The organism is Streptomyces sp. NPDC004134, assembly GCF_042874195.1.
Lineage (GTDB): Bacteria > Actinomycetota > Actinomycetes > Streptomycetales > Streptomycetaceae > Streptomyces.
In genome coordinates this window covers 72,734-91,445 of the sequence record NZ_JBIAMS010000032.1, presented here as the reverse complement: position 1 = coordinate 91,445, position 18,712 = coordinate 72,734, and the positions used below count along the sequence as shown (strand labels likewise).

Annotated in this window: 13 protein-coding genes; 9 read left to right on the top strand and 4 right to left on the bottom strand. The window is 75.7% G+C overall.

Going from position 1 to position 18,712, the window contains the following annotated elements; genetic code table 11:
* The first annotated feature begins 122 nt into the window (after positions 1–122).
* Both ACFYVJ_RS30825 and ACFYVJ_RS30820 read left to right on the top strand, forming a co-directional pair.
* Entirely contained in the window at positions 123–902 is a 780-nt protein-coding gene (locus tag ACFYVJ_RS30825; RefSeq protein ID WP_388898456.1) for an FHA domain-containing protein, read from the top strand.
* A gap of 273 nt (positions 903–1,175) precedes the next feature.
* A complete protein-coding gene (locus ACFYVJ_RS30820) occupies positions 1,176–1,757 on the top strand; it encodes a hypothetical protein (RefSeq protein ID WP_388898453.1) in 582 nt (193 codons plus the stop codon).
* Between the two features lie 123 nt (positions 1,758–1,880).
* Here the strand turns inward: ACFYVJ_RS30820 and ACFYVJ_RS30815 are convergent, their stop codons facing one another.
* Together ACFYVJ_RS30815 and ACFYVJ_RS30810 are read right to left on the bottom strand one after the other, a co-directional pair.
* Positions 1,881–2,996, bottom strand: a complete 1,116-nt coding sequence (locus ACFYVJ_RS30815; RefSeq protein WP_388898450.1) for an isoaspartyl peptidase/L-asparaginase family protein — start codon at positions 2,994–2,996, stop codon at positions 1,881–1,883.
* A 132-nt stretch (positions 2,997–3,128) separates the two neighbouring features.
* Positions 3,129–4,031: a DMT family transporter gene (locus tag ACFYVJ_RS30810; protein ID WP_388898447.1), complete on the bottom strand. Its 903-nt coding sequence runs from the start codon at positions 4,029–4,031 to the stop codon at positions 3,129–3,131.
* Positions 4,032–4,088: 57 nt separating this feature from the next.
* Between ACFYVJ_RS30810 and ACFYVJ_RS30805 the strand changes: the two genes are divergently transcribed.
* The 5 genes from ACFYVJ_RS30805 to ACFYVJ_RS30785 all read left to right on the top strand — a co-directional run bounded on the left by ACFYVJ_RS30805 (position 4,089) and on the right by ACFYVJ_RS30785 (position 11,288).
* Positions 4,089–4,985, top strand: a complete 897-nt coding sequence (locus ACFYVJ_RS30805) for a LysR family transcriptional regulator (RefSeq protein WP_388898444.1) — start codon at positions 4,089–4,091, stop codon at positions 4,983–4,985.
* Between the two features lie 126 nt (positions 4,986–5,111).
* The gene (gene pcaH / locus ACFYVJ_RS30800) at positions 5,112–5,897 is read left to right on the top strand and encodes a protocatechuate 3,4-dioxygenase subunit beta (protein ID WP_388898441.1); all 786 of its coding nucleotides are present in this window, start codon (positions 5,112–5,114) and stop codon (positions 5,895–5,897) included.
* The gene (gene pcaG, locus ACFYVJ_RS30795; protein WP_388898438.1) at positions 5,897–6,469 is read left to right on the top strand and encodes a protocatechuate 3,4-dioxygenase subunit alpha; all 573 of its coding nucleotides are present in this window, start codon (positions 5,897–5,899) and stop codon (positions 6,467–6,469) included. The genes pcaH and pcaG overlap by 1 nt, the downstream gene beginning before the upstream one ends.
* Positions 6,470–6,481: 12 nt before the next feature.
* Entirely contained in the window at positions 6,482–7,354 is an 873-nt protein-coding gene (gene pcaD / locus ACFYVJ_RS30790; protein WP_388898435.1) for a 3-oxoadipate enol-lactonase, read from the top strand.
* Between the two features lie 118 nt (positions 7,355–7,472).
* The gene (locus tag ACFYVJ_RS30785; protein WP_388898432.1) at positions 7,473–11,288 is read left to right on the top strand and encodes a S8 family serine peptidase; all 3,816 of its coding nucleotides are present in this window, start codon (positions 7,473–7,475) and stop codon (positions 11,286–11,288) included.
* Positions 11,289–11,494: 206 nt separating this feature from the next.
* Here ACFYVJ_RS30785 and ACFYVJ_RS30780 read toward each other — a convergent pair whose 3' ends face one another.
* On the bottom strand, positions 11,495–12,511 hold the full coding sequence (locus ACFYVJ_RS30780; RefSeq protein WP_388898503.1) for a helix-turn-helix domain-containing protein: 1,017 nt from the start codon (positions 12,509–12,511) through the stop codon (positions 11,495–11,497).
* Between the two features lie 129 nt (positions 12,512–12,640).
* On the opposite strand from ACFYVJ_RS30780, the gene ACFYVJ_RS30775 reads away from it, so the two are divergent.
* On the top strand, positions 12,641–16,075 hold the full coding sequence (locus ACFYVJ_RS30775) for a S8 family serine peptidase (protein WP_388898429.1): 3,435 nt from the start codon (positions 12,641–12,643) through the stop codon (positions 16,073–16,075).
* Here the strand turns inward: ACFYVJ_RS30775 and ACFYVJ_RS30770 are convergent.
* Positions 16,060–17,970, bottom strand: coding sequence for an ABC transporter ATP-binding protein (locus ACFYVJ_RS30770; protein WP_388898427.1), 1,911 nt, complete (start codon positions 17,968–17,970; stop codon positions 16,060–16,062). The two genes, ACFYVJ_RS30775 and ACFYVJ_RS30770, sit on opposite strands and share 16 nt — an antisense overlap.
* Positions 17,971–18,044: 74 nt before the next feature.
* Here ACFYVJ_RS30770 and ACFYVJ_RS30765 point away from each other — a divergent pair, with 74 nt between their 5' ends.
* Positions 18,045–18,620 carry a TetR/AcrR family transcriptional regulator gene (locus ACFYVJ_RS30765; RefSeq protein ID WP_388898424.1) on the top strand — a complete coding sequence of 192 codons (576 nt, stop codon included), beginning with the start codon at positions 18,045–18,047 and terminating at the stop codon, positions 18,618–18,620.
* Positions 18,621–18,712 lie beyond the last annotated feature (92 nt).

The window sequence follows — 18,712 nt, the reverse complement described above, 5'->3', positions numbered from 1 at the left end:
ACGCGGGGCCCGTGACCGGTGGCGGGGAGGGGTCCCCGGAGGCAGGGAGCACCGTGGGGCGTCGGCAGCAGCCGGCCGCGGCCGAGGGGACCTGCGATGGACCGTATCCGAGGACGCCGGGGATGAGCGGGCGCGACAGCCTGGCCCGCGGCGTGGCGCCCGGTCGGCCGGGCACGCTGCACGCGCGCTCGGCCACCGACGGCATAGAGGTGGCGCCGCTGCCCGGGCTGACCGTCAGGTTCGGGCGCGGTCCCGGGGACGAAGGCGCCGGCGGGGACGTCGAGTTGTCCGTGGGCGGGCGCGACCAGGGCGTGAGCCGGCGGCACGGCGAGCTGACATGCCTGGAGGGCGGCTGGACGCTGCGCAACACCGGGCAGCAGGCGCTGCGGCTGCCGCGCGGCCGGCTGCTGCCGCCGGGCTCGGACCGGTTGCCGCTGACCGCGGGGTACACGCCGGTGTTCGTCAAGGGCTCCGGCTTCCGCGAACACCTCGTGGAGCTGTACGTGGTCCGCCCGGAACCGGTGCGTCCGGGGGGTCTCGCGGGGGCGCCGCCGTCCGCGGCGTGGGCGCTGTCGGACGACGAGCGGCTGGTGCTGGTGGTGCTGGGGCAGCGGTATCTGCGCCACGAGCCGGACCCGCGCCCGCTGCCGTACCGGCAGACGGCCCAGGTGATGGCGTTCCTGCGGCCGGGGGAGCGCTGGGACGCGGCGGAGGTCGCCCGCCGGGTGGAGGACGTGCGCCGCCGGATGCCGCGCGCGGCCGGGCCGTTGCCGGCGGTACGGGACGGGGAGCCGCCGGAGCCGCAGGGCTGCCCTCCGGACCACCGGCTGCTGACGGACCTGGTGGCGGCGACGGCCCTGGTACCGCCGGACCTGGGGCTGCTGGACGCCGTGGAGGGCTGAGGCGATCCGCGGTCGCGGGCCTCCCGGCGGCGTGTTCCCCGGTCGGGTGGCGTACCGCGGGCTGCCCTCGAAGCCGCCGCCGTACGGCCCTTCGGGGATCACCGCCGGGTCGCGCGGAGTTCATCTTGCGGCCCGACCCTCGGCAGCAGCCGCCGCGTCAGGACGCGGCACCCGGCTCGACTGGGAGGGCGTCATGGGCCACGGACACCGTCACCGCGACCACCGCCGGCTGGGCGCACGGCCCGCCGCCCGTACCGCGACCCGCCGGCGCGCATGAGCGGCGCCTACGTCCTCGGCGCCGACCCCGGACTGACCGAGCTGCACGACGCGGACCACCTGCTGCACGCGCTCGCCGGCGAACTGCGGCTGCCGCGCACCGCGTACGGCTGCACCCACCTCGTCGCCGGCGAACAGCCCCGGATCGCCGTCTCCCTGGCGCTCGCCGGCGCCACCGAGGCGGCCGCCGCCTGGCGGTGGCTCACCGCGCGCGGCCACGCCGTCGCGGGGCTGCCCGGCGGCACCCGCCACGGCCCCGGCGAGGCCGCCGCGGCGGCGGCCCGCGCCGCGGCCGAGCACGCCTCGCGCAGCGTCGGCCGCGCGGTGCTGTACCCGGGGGCGGACGCGCTGACCGGGACCATGACGGTAGGGGAACTGCTGGGCGCCTCGGCGATCGAGCAGGTCGTGCTGCTCGGCGCGCCGCACGGGCCGCCGTGGGAGGCCCGGATGGTCACCCGCGGGCACGTGCGCCCGCAGTGGCTCGACGGGCGGCTGGTGCTCGCGGTGATCCCGGCGGCGGCGGAGACGCTGATCCCGTTCGAGGCCCCGGCCCCGACGCCGTGCTGCACGAGCCGCTGACGCACCGGATCCTTACGGTCCGCAGCCCGGCGCGGCGCGCCGGGCCGTCCCGGTCCGCCCGTCCGCCGGCCCGCCGGTCCATGGCAGCGGGCGGCGGGAGCCCTGCCCCCGCCGCCCGGACCGTCACTCGTCGGCGAAGATCTTGACCACGATCTCGCCGTCGGCGGTGGCGTAACCCCGGTACATGCCCGAGGTGTTGAAGGTGAACGCGAGGTTCTTGCGGGAGTCCAGCGCGATCACCCCGCCGGTGTCGTCGCCGCCCAGCGCTTCGGTCCTGTCGATCGCCGCCCCGGCCGCCCTGGACACCGACCGGCCCAGGTACTCGACCTGCGCCGAGATGGTGTGCGTGACGGCCTCGCGGATGAACAACTCGCCGGTGCCGGTCGCGGACGCGGCGATGTTGCCGTTCTTCGCGTACGTGCCCGCGCCGACGATCGGCGAGTCCCCGACGCGGCCGACGGGCTTGTTCGTCAGCCCGCCCGTCGACGTGCCGGCGGCCAGGTCGCCGTTGCCGTCGATGCCGACGGCGCCGACGGTGCCGGTCTCGCCGAAGTCGAAGTCCGACTCGCCCTTCTTGGCGGCCATCAGGGACTCCCAGCGCCGCTCGGTGAAGAAGTAGTCCTGGGTCACCAGGTCCATGCCGCGGTGCTGCGCGAAGCGCTCCGCGCCCTCGCCGCTCATCAGCACGTGCCGGGAGTGCTCCATCATCTCCCGTGCCAGCGAGATCGGGTTCTTGACGTGGGTCACGCCGGTGACCGCGCCGGTGTCGAGGGTGGCGCCGTCCATGATGGCGGCGTCCAGCTCGTTCTCCGCGTCGGTGGTGAACACCGCGCCCTTGCCGGCGTTGAACAGCGGCGAGTCCTCAAGCACGTTGATCGCCGCCTCGACGGCCGCGACGCTGGACTTCCCGTCCGCCAGCGCCCGCTGCCCGGTGCGGACCGCCTCGGTGAGCTTGGCGCGGTACTCCCGCTCCAGCTCCGGGGTCATGTCCTCGCGCCTGAGGGTGCCGGCGCCGCCGTGGATGGCGAAGACGACGTCGCGCGCCTTCTCGCTCGTGTTCGGATCGCCCGACTCCTTCGGGTCCTGGGTGGTGCGGGTACCGGCCGCGGCGGCCGGTGCCCGGTCGGCCGCCGCGCCCGGCTGCGGCGCGGCGGCCGCCCCGAGGGCGGTGACCGGGGTGATCACGACCGCCGCGGCAAGCAGCGCGGTGCGCGCGAGCGTCGATGTCCTGCGAAACATGAGCCGCTCCTCTCGCTGGTGCACATCACTCCTGGCGGCCGGGCCCGCGGCCCGGCCGCCGGAGGCGATCATGGCGCCGGACGGGCCGGCTGCCAAGGCGTCGCACACCGCGGAGCGGGCGGGGCGCACCCGTCAGCGGCGGGTGACCACGACGGCGTTCGCGGTCACGATCACGGCGATCGCCGCCCATTCGTACGGGCCCAGGCGCTGGTCGAGCACGGCCGTCCCGACGAGCGCCGCCAGCACCGGGTTGACGCTCATGAACGTGCCGAACAGCCGGGCCGGGACGCGCCGCAGCGTGAGCAGGTCGGTCAGGAACGGGACGGCGGAGGAGAGCACGCCCGCGGTGACGGCGTAGCCGAGGGCCGCGGCGGTCGGCGGGCGGTGGGCCAGCACGACCGCGCCCACGGGGACGTACGCGAGGCCGGAGACGGCCGCTGCCGCCGCCGGCCCCTGGACGCCGGGCAGCCGGCGGCCGACGGTGCGGCCCAGCAGGATGTAGCAGGCCCAGCAGACGGCGGCGAGCAGGGCGAGCGCGATGCCCGCGTAGTCGGCGGCGGGGCGCGGGCGGGTGAGGACGGCGACGGCCGCACCGGCGGCCAGCGCACACGCCAGGTCGGTGCGGCGGCGGGTGGCGGCCAGCGCCACGGCCAGCGGGCCGAGGAACTCCAGCGTCACCGCGAGGCCGAGGCCGATCCGGCCGATCGCGGTGTACAGGGACAGGTTCATGACCGCGAAGACCGCGGCGAGACCCAGCACCGGCCACCACTGCGCGCGCGTGAACGTACGCATCCGGGGCCGGCCCACCGCCAGCAGCACGGCACCGGCCACCCACTGCCGTACGGCGACCACCCCGGCCGGGCCGACGACGGGGAACGCCAGCGCGGCGACGGCGGCGCCGGTCTGGTTCGACAGCCCGCTGCCGAGCATCATCGCGACGCCCGCCGCACGTCCCGCGGGCCGGGCGTCCTCCCGCGGCACGGCGCGCGGGCGGACGGCGGCGGGCTGCGGTTCCACGGTCATGGCACGGAGCATGCGCGCCCGGTTCGTATGCGCAAAATGCATGCGCCGTGCGTTCTATACGCTGAAGTCATGGATCTGGAGCTACGCCACCTGCGCTGCCTGGTCGCCATCGTGGACACCGGCAGCTTCACCGACGCCGCCATCGAACTGGGCGTCTCCCAGGCCGCGGTCTCCCGCACCCTGCTGGCGCTGGAGCGGATCCTCGGCGTCAGGCTGCTCCACCGCACCAGCCGGAGCGTCACCCCGACCACCGCGGGCGTCCAGGTGCTCGCCCGCGCGCGGCACCTGCTCGCCGAGGCGGACGACCTCGTCGGCGAGGCCACCACCGGCCACACCCGGCTGCGCATCGGGCACGCCTGGTCGGCGGCGGGACGGCACACCGCGGAGTTCCAGCGCCGCTGGGCCGGCCGGCACCCGGACGTGGAACTGCATCTGATCCGGACCAACTCGGCCACCGGCGGCCTCGCGGAAGGGCTCTGCGACCTGGCCATCGTCCGCACCGGTGCCGACGAGCGGCGCTACGCCCACGCCGTCGTCGGCCACGAGCGCCGCTACTGCGCGATGGCCGCCGACGACCCCTTCGCCCGCCGCCGCAGCCTGCTGCTCGCCGACATCCGCGACCGCACCGTCCTGGTGGACCGCCGCACCGGCACCACCACCGCCGAGATGTGGCCGGAGGCGGACCGGCCGGCGGTGGAGCACACCCGGGACGTCGACGACTGGCTCGCGGACATCGCCACCGGCCGCCGCGTCGGCCTCACCCCGGAGAGCACCGTGGCGCAGTACCGCCGCGACGGCATCGTCTACCGGCCCGTACGCGACGCGCCGCCGGTCGCCGTGCGGTTCGTCTGGCGCCGCCACGACCCGCACCCGGCCACGCACGCCGCGGTGGCGCTCCTCCAGGACCTCTACCGCGAGCACGAGGCGCGCCGGGGCGGTAAGGCCCGCCGGGCGCGGGGGCGTTGACACCGGTGGGGTGAGCGCGGAGACTCGGCGGGTAGCCCCAAGTGAACACTCGTGCGCCAGGCGCACGCCGGACCCGGTGCCGGGAACCACGCCGGAGCCGCCTCGCCCCCGGGAGGTGCAGCACCCGTGGCCGCCGGACCACCCCTGACGCAGCGCCGGATATCGGACGAGATCGCCGCCGCCCAGCGCGCCACCGCCGAAGCGGTGGCCGCCGGCGCCCCCGCCCCGCACCACCCGGCCCGCGACTTCGCCCCGTACCGCAGCACCGTCCTGCGCCACCCGCGCAGGGCGCCGCTGCCCCTCGCCGACCCCGACGCCGCAGAACTGCACGGCCCGGTCTTCGGCAGCACCGACGTCACCGAGCTGGACGGCGACCTGACCCGGCAGCATGCGGGCGAGCCGCTGGGGGAGCGGATCACGGTGACCGGGCGGGTGCGGGACCGGCGGGGCAGGCCCGTACGGCGCCAGCTCGTGGAGCTGTGGCAGGCCAACGCCGCCGGCCGCTACGCGCACCTGCGCGATCGGCATCCGGCGCCGCTCGACCCGCACTTCACCGGCGTCGGCCGCTGCCTCACCGACGACGACGGCGGCTACCGCTTCACCACCGTCCGCCCCGGCGCGTACCCCTGGCGCAACCACGAGAACGCCTGGCGCCCCGCCCACCTCCACTTCTCCTTCTTCGGCAGCGCCTTCACCCAGCGCCTGGTGACCCAGATGTACTTCCCCGGCGATCCGCTCTTCCCCTACGACCCCATCCTGCAGTCCGTCACCGACCCCGCCGCCCGCGCGCGGCTGGTCGCGGCGTACGACCACGCGCTGTCCGTGCCCGAGTGGTCCCTCGGCTACCGCTGGGACGTCGTCCTCGACGGCCCCGCCGCCACCTGGGCGGAACCGGGGGAGGCCGGCCCCTGATGTCCGAGCCCACCCCCTCGCAGACCGTGGGCCCCTTCTACGGCTACGCGCTGCCCTTCCCCGGCGGCGGCGACGTCGCCCCGGCCGGGCATCCGGACACCGTCACCGTCCACGGCGTGGTCCACGACGGCGCCGGCGCGCCCGTGCCGGACGCGCTGCTGGAGTGCTGGCAGGCGGACCCCGGCGGCGGACTCGCCGGCCGGCCGGGCTCGCTCCGCCGCGACCCGGTGACCGGCGGCTTCCCGGGCCGCAACGGCGTGGACTTCACCGGCTTCGCGCGCGTGGCCACCGACGCGGACGGCCACTGGGCGGTACGGACGCTGCCGCCGCCGGCGGCGCGGCCGTACCTCGCCGTCTGCGTCTTCGCCCGCGGCCTGACCCACCACCTGTACACCCGCGCCTACCTCGCCCCGCCGCCCGAAGGGGACCCGGTCGCCGCGCTGCCCGGGGAGCTGCGCGCGACGCTGCTCGCCCGCGCCGGGGAGAACCGGACGTACCGCTTCGACGTGCATCTCCAGGGCGAGAAGGAGACGGTCTTCCTCGACATCAGCGCGCTTCCCGGGCCCCGTTGAGGACGGCCTGAGGTGACCGGGCCGAGGAGCGGCGGTGCGACCGGCCGCCGGGCGCGCGGGGCCGGGCGCCGCGACACCGCCGCGCCGCTGCTGCACCACCGCGTCGAGGGGCCCGAGGGGCGCCCCGTGCTGGTCCTCGGCCCGTCCCTCGGCACCACCACCGCCGTCTGGGACGCCCAAGTGCCCGCGCTCGCCCAGGTGTTCCGCGTGGTGCGCTGGGACCTGCCGGGGCACGGCCGGTCGCCGTCCTGGCTGCTCGGCGCCGGCGGCACCGTGGCGCACCTCGCCCGCCTCGTCCTCGACGTCGTGGACGCCCTCGGCGTCGCCCGGTTCCGCTACGCCGGCCTCTCGCTCGGCGGCGCCGTCGGCACCTGGCTCGCCGCCCGCCACCCCGGCCGCGTCGACGCGCTCGCCCTGGTGTGCACCTCGGCCCGCTTCGGCGCGCCCGTCCGGTGGCGCGAACGGGCCGCCCTGGTCCGGGCCGAGGGCACCGAGCCGGTCGCCGGCACCGCCGCGGAGCGCTGGTTCACCCCGGAGTTCACGGCCGGCGGCGACCCGGCCGTACGGGCCCTGACCGCCGGCCTGCGCGCCGCGGAACCGGCCGGGTACGCCGCCTGCTGCGACGTACTCGCCGCCCTCGACCTCCGCCCGGAGCTGGCCCGCGTCACCGCGCCCACCCTCGTCGTCGCCGGCCGGAACGACGTGGCCACCCCGCCCGGGCACGCCCGCGCCCTGGCCGACGGCATCGCCGACGCCGCCCTCGTCGAGCTGCCCCGCACCGGCCACCTCGCGCCCGTCGAGCGCCCGGAGGCCGTACTGGCCGCCCTGCTGGCCCACTTCGCGCCCGCCGCGCACGGCCCGGGCAACTGGTACAGCCCCGGCTGAACCCGGCGCCCGGCCACCCGCCCGCGGCCCGGCGCCCGTTGTCGTACAGGCGACATGTCGCAAGCCCGGCACGGCAGAGATCGTGACAGCCGGCCCATCAGGACCGAAAGCTTTCCCCGTGCATCTACGACGAGTAAAGCTGCCGGCGCTCGCCACCGCGGGCGCGCTCCTGGTCACGCTGGCGCCATCCGCGACCCACGCAGCCGCCTCACCAGGCGGAGCGAAGGTCGCGGACCCGGCGGCCGGCTCCTCGCTCAGCTCCGTCACGCTCGTCACCGGCGACCGTGTACGGCTCGAGCGCTTCCCCGACGGCCGGCAGGCCGCCACCGTGACGCCACGCGACGGCGCCGAAGGATCCGGCGGCTTCGAGCAGCTCGAAATCGACGGCGACCTGCACGTCATCCCCACCGACGCGGTGCCCTACGTCGGCTCGGGCGCCGTGGACCGCGACCTGTTCAACATCACGGAACTGGTCGAGCAGGGCTACGGCGACGGGCGCAGCAAGCGGATCCCGCTGATCGTGTCGTACGCGAAGGGCGCCCGCAGCGCCGACGCGGCGGAGCTGCCCGGGGCGAAGGCCGGCGCCGCGCTGCCGAGCCTGAACGCGCGTGCCGTCGAGGCCGGCAAGGACAAGGCCGGCCGCCTCTGGGAGGCCGTCGACGACGACCGCAAGAACGCCCGGACGGCGGCGGGGCCCAAGCTCGCCGGCGGCATCGAGCGCATCTGGCTGGACCGCAAGGTCAGCGCCTCGCTCGACCGCAGCGTGGCGCAGATCGGCGCGCCCGAGGTGTGGCAGGGCGGCCACGACGGCAAGGGCGTCAAGGTCGCCGTGCTGGACACCGGCATCGACGCGGAACACCCGGACCTGGCCGGCAAGGTCGACGAGGCCCGCAACTTCTCCGACAGCCCCACCACCGGCGACGCCTTCGGCCACGGCACGCACGTCGCGGCCACCGTCGCCGGCACCGGCGCCGGCTCCGGCGGCTCCCGCAAGGGCGTCGCGCCCGGCGCCCGGCTGCTGATCGGCAAGGTGCTCGGCGACGACGGCTTCGGCTCCGAGTCGCAGGTGCTCGCCGGCATGGAGTGGGCCGCGGGCGCCGGGGCCGACGTGGTCAACATGAGCCTCGGCACCGACGGGGCCACCGACGGCACCGACGCGCTGAGCCTCGGCCTGAACCGGCTGACCGCCGAGACCGGCACCCTCTTCGTCGCCTCGGCCGGCAACAACGGCCCCAGTTCGGCCACCGTCGGCTCGCCCGGCGCCGCCGACGCCGCGCTCACCGTGGGCGCCGTCGACCGCGACGAGTCGCTGGCAGGCTTCTCCAGCCGCGGCCCGCGCGTCGGCGACCTCGCCGTCAAGCCCGACATCACCGCGCCCGGCGTGGACATCGTCGCCGCCCGCGCGGCCGGCACCGCCATGGGCACGCCCGTCGACGACCTCTACACGGCCGCCTCCGGCACCTCCATGGCCGCGCCGCACGTCGCCGGCGCCGCCGCGCTGATCGCGCAGCGCCACCCCGGCTGGACCGCGCAGCAGCTCAAGGACGCGCTGGTCAGCACCGCCAAGCGGCACGACGACCTGACGGTGTACGAGCAGGGCGGCGGCCGCGTCGACGCGGCCCGCGCCGACGCGCAGCAGGTGTACGCCACCGGCACCCTCGGCTTCGGCGGTGTCGACGAGGGCGGCGAGCCGGTGCGGCGCGAGGTCACGTACACCAACGCCTCCGACGCGCCCGTGACGCTCGAGCTGGCGGCCTCGCTGCGGGCCGCGAACGGCGAGCCGGTCCCGGCCGACGCCGTGGGGCTGCCGGACGGCGACACCGTCGAGATCGCCGCGGGCGGCACCGCGACCGTCCCGGTCACCCTCGACCCGGCGGGGCTGCGCCCCGGCCGCTACGGCGGGTACGTCACCGCCACCGCGGGCGACACCGTCGCGCACACCACCATCGGCGCCGTCCGCGAGGCACCCACCCGCACCGTGACCCTGCGCGGCATCGACCGCGCCGGGCAGCCCGCCTTCGTCAACCCCGTCACGCTCTTCGGCGAGGACGACCGCTACGACGTCGTCACGTACATCCCGAACGGCAGGACGCTGACCGTCGAGGTGCCGGAGGGCGAGTACTTCCTGCACGCGGTGGTCTCCGACAAGATCCCGGGCGGCAGCGTCGACAGCCTCATCGTCGACCCGCAGCTCAAGGTCGACGGCGACCTGGACGTCGTGCTCGACGCCCGCAAGGCCAACGAGGTGAAGATCGAGACCCCGAAGCCCGCGGTGCAGGAAGCCGTCATGAGCTTCTACAGCCACCGCGAGTTCGGCAACCGCAGCATCTCCCACGGGCACATGGAGTTCAGCGTCGACGGCCGCAAGCTGTACGTGACGCCGACCGCCAAGGCCCGCGAGGGCGTCTTCGAGGTCTCCTCCCGCTGGCAGTTGGAGGCCCCGATGCTCACCGGCACGGTCCGCGGGCCCGGGACGCAGGGCCGCGCCGACATCGAGGCCGTACGCCTGATGGGCCGCTCCCCGGCCCTGGACGGCACCCGGCAACTGCCGCTGGTCGACGCCGGCGCGGGCACGGAGGCGGACTTCGCCGCCCTCGCGGACCGCGGCGCCGACCTCGCCCGCTCGGCCGTGCTGGTCGACGGCGAGACCCCGCAGGACGAGGACGCGGTCCGCCGCGCCGCGGCGGCCGGGGCGAAGTACGTCATCGTCGTCTGCCCGGAGGGCTCGCCCGGCTGGAGCGTGTGGCGGCCCGGCGGCGACCGGCTGCCCGCGGTGGGCGCGATGGTCAGGTACGACGTGGGCGAGCGGCTGCGCGCGGCGCTGGCCGGGGGCCGGGCGACCGTCGACCTGCGCGGCACGCCCGCCAGCCCGTACATGTACGACGTGATGCAGGTGGCGAAGCAGCAGGTGCCCGAGCGCGTGGTGCACCGGGTGAACGGCTCGAACACCGCCACCGTGCAGACCAGCTACGGCGACTCCGGCGGCAACCCCTGGGCCAAGGAGCAGCGCTTCGGCTGGCGCCCGTGGATGGGGACGGCCGTCAACCAGTACCAGCGGCACGTGCCCACCCCGCACGAGCGCACCGAGTACGTGAGCGCCGGCGACACCCTCTGGCGCCACAACGTCCACCACCGCTACACCTTCGACACCTTCAACCCGCTGGCCGGCGGCATGATCCAGGAGGCCCGCAGCTACCGGGCGGGCGAGCGGGTCGAGGAGAGCTGGTTCGCGCCGGTGGTACGGCCCGCGATCCCGCGCGGCGTGGAGGGGCTGACCTCGTACCGCGAGGGCGACCAGCTCACCCTCCGCATCCCGGAGTTCGCCGACTCCCAGGAGGGCCACTACAGCCGCCTGGACGGCGGCGACTGGGACGGCACCCCGGCGGACAAGTCGTCGGCGGCGCTGTACCGGGACGGCGAGAAGCTGGCCGAGGGCCGCACGGCCTGGGGCGCGTTCCCCGCGGGCGGCACCGGCGGGAAGGGCACGTACCGCCTGGACCTCGCGGTCGACAGGACCACCCCCGAGTGGCGCACGGGCGTGAGCACGCGCACCAGTTGGTCGTTCGCGGCCGGCCGCCCCGCGGCGGGCGAGCAGGACCTGCTGCCGCTGGTGCAGTTGGACTACGACGTGCCGACCGACGCGCGGGGCGCGGCGCCCGGCGGGCGGCTGGTGCCGCTCGGCATCACGGCGCGGCACCAGGACGGGCTCGACGGGCGGCGGATCAAGGGGATGGAGGTCTCCGCCTCCTTCGACGACGGTGCCACCTGGAAGGACGCCGTGGCGATGTCCTGGTGGGACGGCAGTTACCGCGTCTTGCTGCGGCACCCCCCGGTGGGTGACGACGGCGGCTTCGTCTCCCTGCGCGTGAAGGCGTGGGACGACGCGGGCAACAGCGTCGAGCAGACGGTGAAGCGGGCCTACGCGCTGAAGTGACACCCTCCGTCACCGGTGCGGCCGGAGCGATCCGGCCGCACCGGTGCGGGTGCGCCGCCCCGCCGGGACATTCCCCTGCGGGGCGTCCGGGCACGCCCGTGGTCCGGGCACGCCTGCCCTACGGGCGCACCTCGTCGTGCGTCCGCCGTACGGACACGGGTCGTGCCCCCGCGCTCAGCCGGGCACGGCCGTCCTCGCCGCAGCCGTCACGGCAGCCAGTCCCGGCGGGCCGCCTGCCACACCAACTGCGCCCGGGTGTCGGCGCCCACGCGGCCCATCATGTCCCGCAGCCGGCGCTGGACCGTGCGCTGGCTGATGCCGAGCTGCGTCGCGATCGCCTTGTCCGCCAGCCCGGCCACCACCAGCGACAGCAGATAGCGCTCGTCCTCCGCCAGCGCGGGCCCGGCCGCACCGGGGCCCTCGCCGAGCCCGGCCAGCTCGCCCGCCCCGGTGACGTGCAGCGGCGACGCCGCCGCCCACTGGCTCTCGAAGAGCGCGATCAGCGCGTCCAGCAGGGCGCTGCTGCGTACCACCGCCACCGTCGGCTCGCCGAACCTGCTGTCCGCGCTCGGCACCAGCGGGCACAGCGCCAGCGTCCCGTCCGCGATCATCAGCCGCACCGGCAGCGCGCTCGCCGCCCGCGCCGCCTCGCCCGCGCGGACGCCCAGGGCGACGTTGCCCAGCATCCCGGGCTGCTCCAGCAGGGCGCGCTCGTAGATCACGCGGTAGCGCACCCCCTTGGCGAGCATCTCGAACTCCTCGTCGTTGTCCTCCGACGGCATCGCCACGTGCCCCGCCTTGCACAGCGCAAGTACCTCCGTGCGCGAGCCGTACGCGAGGTCCCGTATCTGCTGCCGGATCGCCGCCACGCCCGTGACGACCTCGACGAGTTGCCGCGCGTCGCGGCGGCGGCCGCCCGCCCGGAACTCCTCGGCCAGCTCGGTCACCCCGCGCCTGGCCCGCTCCAGCGCCTCCTGCCCGCGCAGCAGCCGCGGCCCGAGCGCCACGTCCGGCGCCACGGGCACGAAGCGCCCCGCGCTGCCCGGGCGTTGCTCAGGGCCGCTGACCAGTCCCTTCTCCTGCAGCGAGGTCAGCAGCGACTCGGCGCGCCGCCGGTCGAGGCCCAGCTCCGCGGCCACCGTCTCCGCGTCCGCGCCGTGCAGCCCGACCAGCAGCCGGTACACCCGTTCCTCCGTCGGTTCGACGCCTGCCGGCTCCAGCATCGTCACTCACGCTCCTTCCGCACGGGTCCCCGCCGCCGTGCGCCCTGTCTGGCCAATGGCCGACATGGCGACAAGTCGCCAACGGAAACCGCTTCCTAGGCGCCGGACGAGCGGGTTACAACCCGAGTCATGCATCGTTCGCCCCGGCGTTACCTGCCCGTCCGCGCCGCCGTGCTCGGCTGCCTCGCCTCGTTGCTGGCCTCCGTGCCTTCTCTAGCCACAGCGCTGCCGGAATCGTCAGTGTCACACCCGGCGGCATTCGCCACCGCAACCACCGCCGCCCCAGGTGCCCCAGCCGCCGCGTCGTCCGGCCCGGACGCGCGCGCCGCGCCGGCGGCGGAACCGGGCACCGGCATCACCCTCGTGACGGGCGACACCGTCACGCTCGGCCCCGTCGCCGACGGCCGGCCGACCGTCTCCGTGACCCCCGCGGAAGGCACCGGGGGGAGCACGTCGTTCACGACCCTGCACGAGGGACGCGACGTGTACGTCATCCCCGACGCCGTGGCCCGGCTGGTGCCCGGCGTCCTGGACGCCGAACTGTTCAACGTCACCGCCCTGGCAGCGATGGACTACGACGACGGCGCCACCGGCACCCTCCCGCTGATCGTCCGCGGCCCCCGCCCGCTGGCCGCGCTCGACGCGGCGGCCGGCAGCCGCAGGCTGCCCAGCATCGGCGCCACCGCCGTCGAGGTGCCCAAGGACGCCGCCGCCGGCTTCACCGAACGGCTCACCGCCCCCGAAGGACCCAGGGCCGCGGCCGGGGTGACGAAGGTGTGGCTCGACCGCGAGGTCCGGGCCGCCGAACTCGACTGGAACCTCGGCATGATCGGCGCCCCCGAGGCGTGGGAGAGCGGCCTGAGCGGCGCCGGCGTGGACGTCGCGGTGCTCGACACCGGGATCGACGCCGACCACCCCGACCTGCGCGGACAGGTCGCCGCCGCCGAGGACTTCACCGGCAGCGGCTCCACCGGCGACCCCGAAGGACACGGGACGCACGTGGCCTCGATCGTCGCCGGCACCGGTGCGGCGGCGGGCGGCGCCCGGCGCGGCGTCGCCCACGGCGCCCGGCTGCTCGACGCCCGGGTGCTGGACGACGAGGGCCGCGGGCAGTCGTCCTGGGTCATCGCGGGCATGGAGTGGGCCACCGAGCAGGGCGCCGAGGTCGCGAACCTCAGCCTCGGCGCGCAGCCGGGGGACGGCGACGACCCGGTCGCCCTCGCGCTGGACGCCCTCACCGCCGACACCGGCACCCTCTTCGTCGCCGCGGCGGGCAACATGGGCCCGTTCGGCGGCTCCATCCAGTCGCCGGGCATCGCGCGCAGCGCGCTGACCGTCGGCGCCGCGGTGGAGAGCGGCAAGACGGCGTTCTACTCCAGCGTCGGGCCGACGCGCGCCACGTTCCGCGCCAAGCCCGACCTGATCGCCCCCGGCACCGGCATCACCGGCGCCCGCTCCGGCGGCGGCACCGCGGACCCGTACACGATGATGAACGGCACCTCGCAGGCCGCGCCGCATGTCGCGGGCGCCGCCGCGCTGCTGCTGGAGAAGCACCCCGGCTGGAGCTGGGAGCGGGTGAAGACCGCGCTCATGACCACCGCGGACGGGGAGGCGGACAGGACGCAGTCGCAGTACGCGGGGGCCGGCATGCTCGACGTGCCGGGCGCCGTCTCCGACACCCTCGCCTTCGACCGCGGCAACGTCGACTTCGGCTACCTCCGCTACCCCGGCGGCAGCGAGCCGCGCACCGTCGAGTTCTCCGTCACCAACAACGGCACCGAGCCCGAGATCCTGGACCTCTCCGACAACGCCCGCGACGTCTACGGCGACGACGCCCCCGGCGACCTCCTGACCGTCAGCCCGGCCCAGGTCACCGTGGCACCGGGGGAGAAGGAGACGATCACGGCCAGGCTCGACCCCGGCGCGGCGCCGCCGCGCGTCTACGCCGGCGGGGTCGTGGTGGAGCGCGACGGCCGCGACACCGTCACCCTGCCGTTCAACGCCTACCTCGAAGCGCCCCGGCACGACATCCGGCTGACCGTGCTCGACCGCGACGGCGAGCCCTGGGCGGGCGGCACCGTCTACCTCGCCAACATGGACGACTACCGCCCCGTCAGCGGCGGCGGCTCCCAGACCGTGCACCTGGACGAGAAAGGCCGGGGCACCGCCCGGATGCTGCCCGGGTCGCTCAGCGTGATGGCGAAGGTCGAGACCCCGGCGCGCGACGGCTCCCCGGCCACGGTCGCCTTCGCCGGCTCGCCCGAGGTCATGCTCGACCGGGACATGGAGTACACCATCGACGCGCGCAAGGCGAAGCAACTGCGGCCGGCGCGGGTCGAGGGCGCGCAGACCGAGGTCGGGCACGTCACCATCCACTACCAGCGCGGTGACGCCAAGCGGGGCTCGGGCATCGGCGACGGCATCTACGCCAGCGGCGAAGAGGTCACCGAGGGCCGGGTGTTCCTGCAGCCGACCGGCGGGGTCGAGAGCGGCACCGTGGCGTTCGAGACCCGCTGGCGGCTGGACGCGACGGGCCCGGCGCACGGCCGGCAGGCGGACGCGTACGAGCTGGTGCTCGGCGGCGAGAAGGTCGCCGATCCGCCGGTCTACGACGTCTCCCGCGCCGAGGCCCGCGACCTCGCCAGGAGGACGTCCGACTACCGCTCGCTGCGCGGGAGTTCCGACACCTACACCGAGACGCGCTTCGCCTATTCCGACCGGATCCATGCCGCGTACGCGATGAGCGAGCCGCTGGACGTGCCGCGGCGCAGGACCGAACTGGTCACCGCGGGACCGGAGGTGCGCTGGCAGCACTGCGTGCGCGCGCCGTCCGCGGGCGGCCTCTCGATGTGCGGGCCGACGGGAGCGTACGAGCGCGGGGAGCGGGCAGAGCCCGTGTGGTTCCGCGGACTGGCACCGGCCGTCGTCGCCGGCAACCACTACGACGGCAGCCTGGCCGTGCCCGTCGACCTCAGCGACGGCGAGCACAACGGTCAGGACCCGGCCGGCGTGTTCGGCGAGCAGAGCCTGCGGCTGTACCGCGACGGCACCGAGGTGCAGCCGCGCCAGCCGGGCAGCTCCTACTTCGACGTGCCGTCCGAGCCCGCGACGTACCGCCTGGAGCACAGGGCGCGCCCGGACACCGGGCGGCTGCCGCTCGGCAGCCGCACGGAGACCAGTTGGACCTTCCCGTCCCGCGGGCCCGCGCCCGGCGGGCCGGCCGTCAAGCCGCGGCTGCTCACCGTCGACCACCGGCCGCCGACCCGCGACGACGGCACGCTGCGGGCAGGTCTCCCGCTGCTGCTGGGGGCCCGGCTGGTGTCCTCCGAGAGCCCGAGCGACTTGCGCGAGGAGAAGGGCACGCTGCGGATGTGGGTGTCCACCGACTCCGGCGGCCGCTGGCACCGCATGCTGGTCGTGCCCATGCCGGACGGGTCCGTGCTGGCCACGGCGCCCGGGGTGCGGCCGCGCGCGGGTGACTCCGTCTCCGTACGGGTCGAGGGCTCGGCCGCCGAGGGCAGGACCGTCGACCAGACCATCGTCGACGCCTACCCGGTGCGCTGAGGCGCACCGGGGGCGGCGACGGTGACGGGGGCCGCTGCGTGACCGGCGGGCGCAGCGGCCCCCGATCCCGCCGAGGCGATCCGCAGGGCCTCCACCAGGTCGCGGTAGAGCATGTCGGCGGCGAGCAGCTCGCCGTGCGTGCCGCGGGCGCGGATCCGGCCGGACTCCATCACCACGATGGTGTCCGCGTCGATCACGGTCGACAGCCGATGGGCGATCGTGACGACGGCGCCGGTCCGCGCCCGCGTGCGTATGCACTCGTGCACCGCGGCCTCGGTGAGCGCGTCGAGCTGGGCAGTCGCCTCGTCCAGCAGCAGCACGTCGGGGTCGCGCAGCAGCGCGCGGGCCAGCGCGATGCGCTGGCGCTCGCCGCCGGAGACGGCGGTGGCGGACAGCTCGGTGTCCAGCCCGTCGTCGAGCCCGTCGACCTTCCCGGCCAGCCGCACGTCGCGCAGCACGCGGCGCAGGTCCTCCTCCGCGGCGTCGGGGCGGGAGAACAGCAGGTTGTCCCGGATGGTGCCCGGGACGACCGGGGTGTCCTGCTCCACGTACGCCAGCCGGGAGCGGATCGCGGCGTGGCTCAGCCCGCGGTACGGCCGCCCGTCCAGCGCCAGTTCGCCCTCCTGGGGCTCAAGGAAGCGCAGGATCAGTGACATGAGCGTCGTCTTGCCGGCGCCGGAGGGGCCGACGATGGCGAGGTGCCCGCGGCGCGGCACGGCGAGGTCGATGCCGCGCACCGCGGGTTCGAGGCCCGGTCCGTACGCGGCGGTGACGTCCCGCAGTTCGAGCACGGCACCGCCGCCGGAGGCGCCGTGCGCCGGGCCGCCCGGCCGGTCGCCCGGCTGTTCGTCCCCCTGTGCGCCCGCCCGTTCGTCCGCCGCGCCGGGGGGCGCGGCGGCCTGCTCCGCCGGCGCACCCGCCGCCGCACCCGCCGACTCCTCTTCGGTGACCAGCTCGTCCACCGCGCGGATCCGCTTGGCCGCGGCGATCCCCGACTGCAGCTCCGAGGTGTGCTGGCTCAGCTCGGTCACGGGCCCCATCAGCCCGAAGGCGTAGAGCAGGAAGGCGATGAGCCCGGAGACCTCCAGGGACCCGGCGTCCACGCGCCATGCGCCGATGCCGAGGATCAGGATGATCGCCAGCTCGATGCCCGTCCAGGCGATCACCCAGACCGCGGCCTCCAGCCGGATCGCCTTGAGCCCGTGGTCGGCCGCGGACCTGGCCTCCTGCGCTATCCGGTCGGCCTGGCGCTCCTCCGCGCCGCTGGCCTTGACCGTGCGCACCGCGCGCAGCGCGCCTTCGAGCCGCCCGCCGAGCCTGCCGACGTGCTCCTGCGCCTGCTCCTCCGCCCGCGCGATGCCGGGCATCAGGGTGGCGAAGAGGACCACGACGACGATCACCGACGCGACGGTGGTCGCGAGCAGCACGAGGTCCAGCAGGGCCATCATCGCCAGCGTGCCGACCAGCATGACCACGCCGTTGACCAGGCCGACGATCGCGCCCGAGGCCGACGAGTGCAGCAGCGTCGTGTCCGAGACGGCGCGGGAGACCAGCTCGCCGGGCGGCCGGGCGGTCACGCCCGGCACCGTGGCACGGAAGAAGCGGCGCACCATCGACTCGCGCGCGTCCAGCACCACCCGCTCGCCGACCGCGCCGAGGAGCACCCACTGCCGGTGCCCGAGCACCGCGCCGACGACCATCAGCACCAGCAGCGTGACGACCGGGCCGGCGAGCGAGGCGTCGTCGGCGAGGGAGTCCAGCACCCACTTCGTCACCATCGGGGACGCGAGGCCGAGGGCGGAGCCGGCCAGGGCCATCAGCAGCCCGAGCGCCAGCACCCGCCGGTAGGGCCTGGCGAACGACCAGAGGATGCGCACGCTTTCCGGAACACTCATGCCCGGCAGTAGAACATCGATGTTCCATTCTCGTCAAACGAGTTCCATTCTGGGGGTGGCGGTACGGTATGGGCATGGACACCGCAGTGAGCAGCACCGGTGCGCGGGCCAGGACACGGCGCGCCATCCTCGACGCCGGCACCGCCGTGCTCGCCAAGAACCCGACGGCCTCGCTGGCCGACGTGGCGGCGGCGGCGGGCGTCGGGCGCACCACGGTGCACCGCTACTTCGCCGAGCGCTCCGACCTGGTCGCCGCCATCGGCACGGACGTCCTCGACAAGATCGCCGCCGCGACCGACCGCGCCCGCCCCGACGACGGCCCCGCGCTCACCGCGCTGGAGCGGATCTGCCAGGAGTACTTCGAGCTGGGCGAGAGCCTGGCGATCGCCTTCGACGACTCGCTGGCCGGCACGTGGAACTGGGAGGACTGGGAGGAGGAGACGGAGGCGGACCAGGCGCTGGCCAGGCTCGTCGACCGCGGCCGCGAGGAAGGCACCCTGGACGGCCGGCTGGACACCGACTGGATCGTCCAGCTCCTCTGGTCGCTGCTGTACGTCGCCTGGCAGCGCAAGCGCGGCGGTGACACCACGCACCACGCGCTCAGCCTCTGCCTCTACACGCTGCGGAAGTCCGTGGGCGCCCCGTCCTAGCCCCCGTCAGAGATCCGATCAATTCCTGCCGGGTGGGCGGATCTTCGCTCCGCGGGGTGTCGCAGACGTCGACCGGTCTGGTAAATATGCAG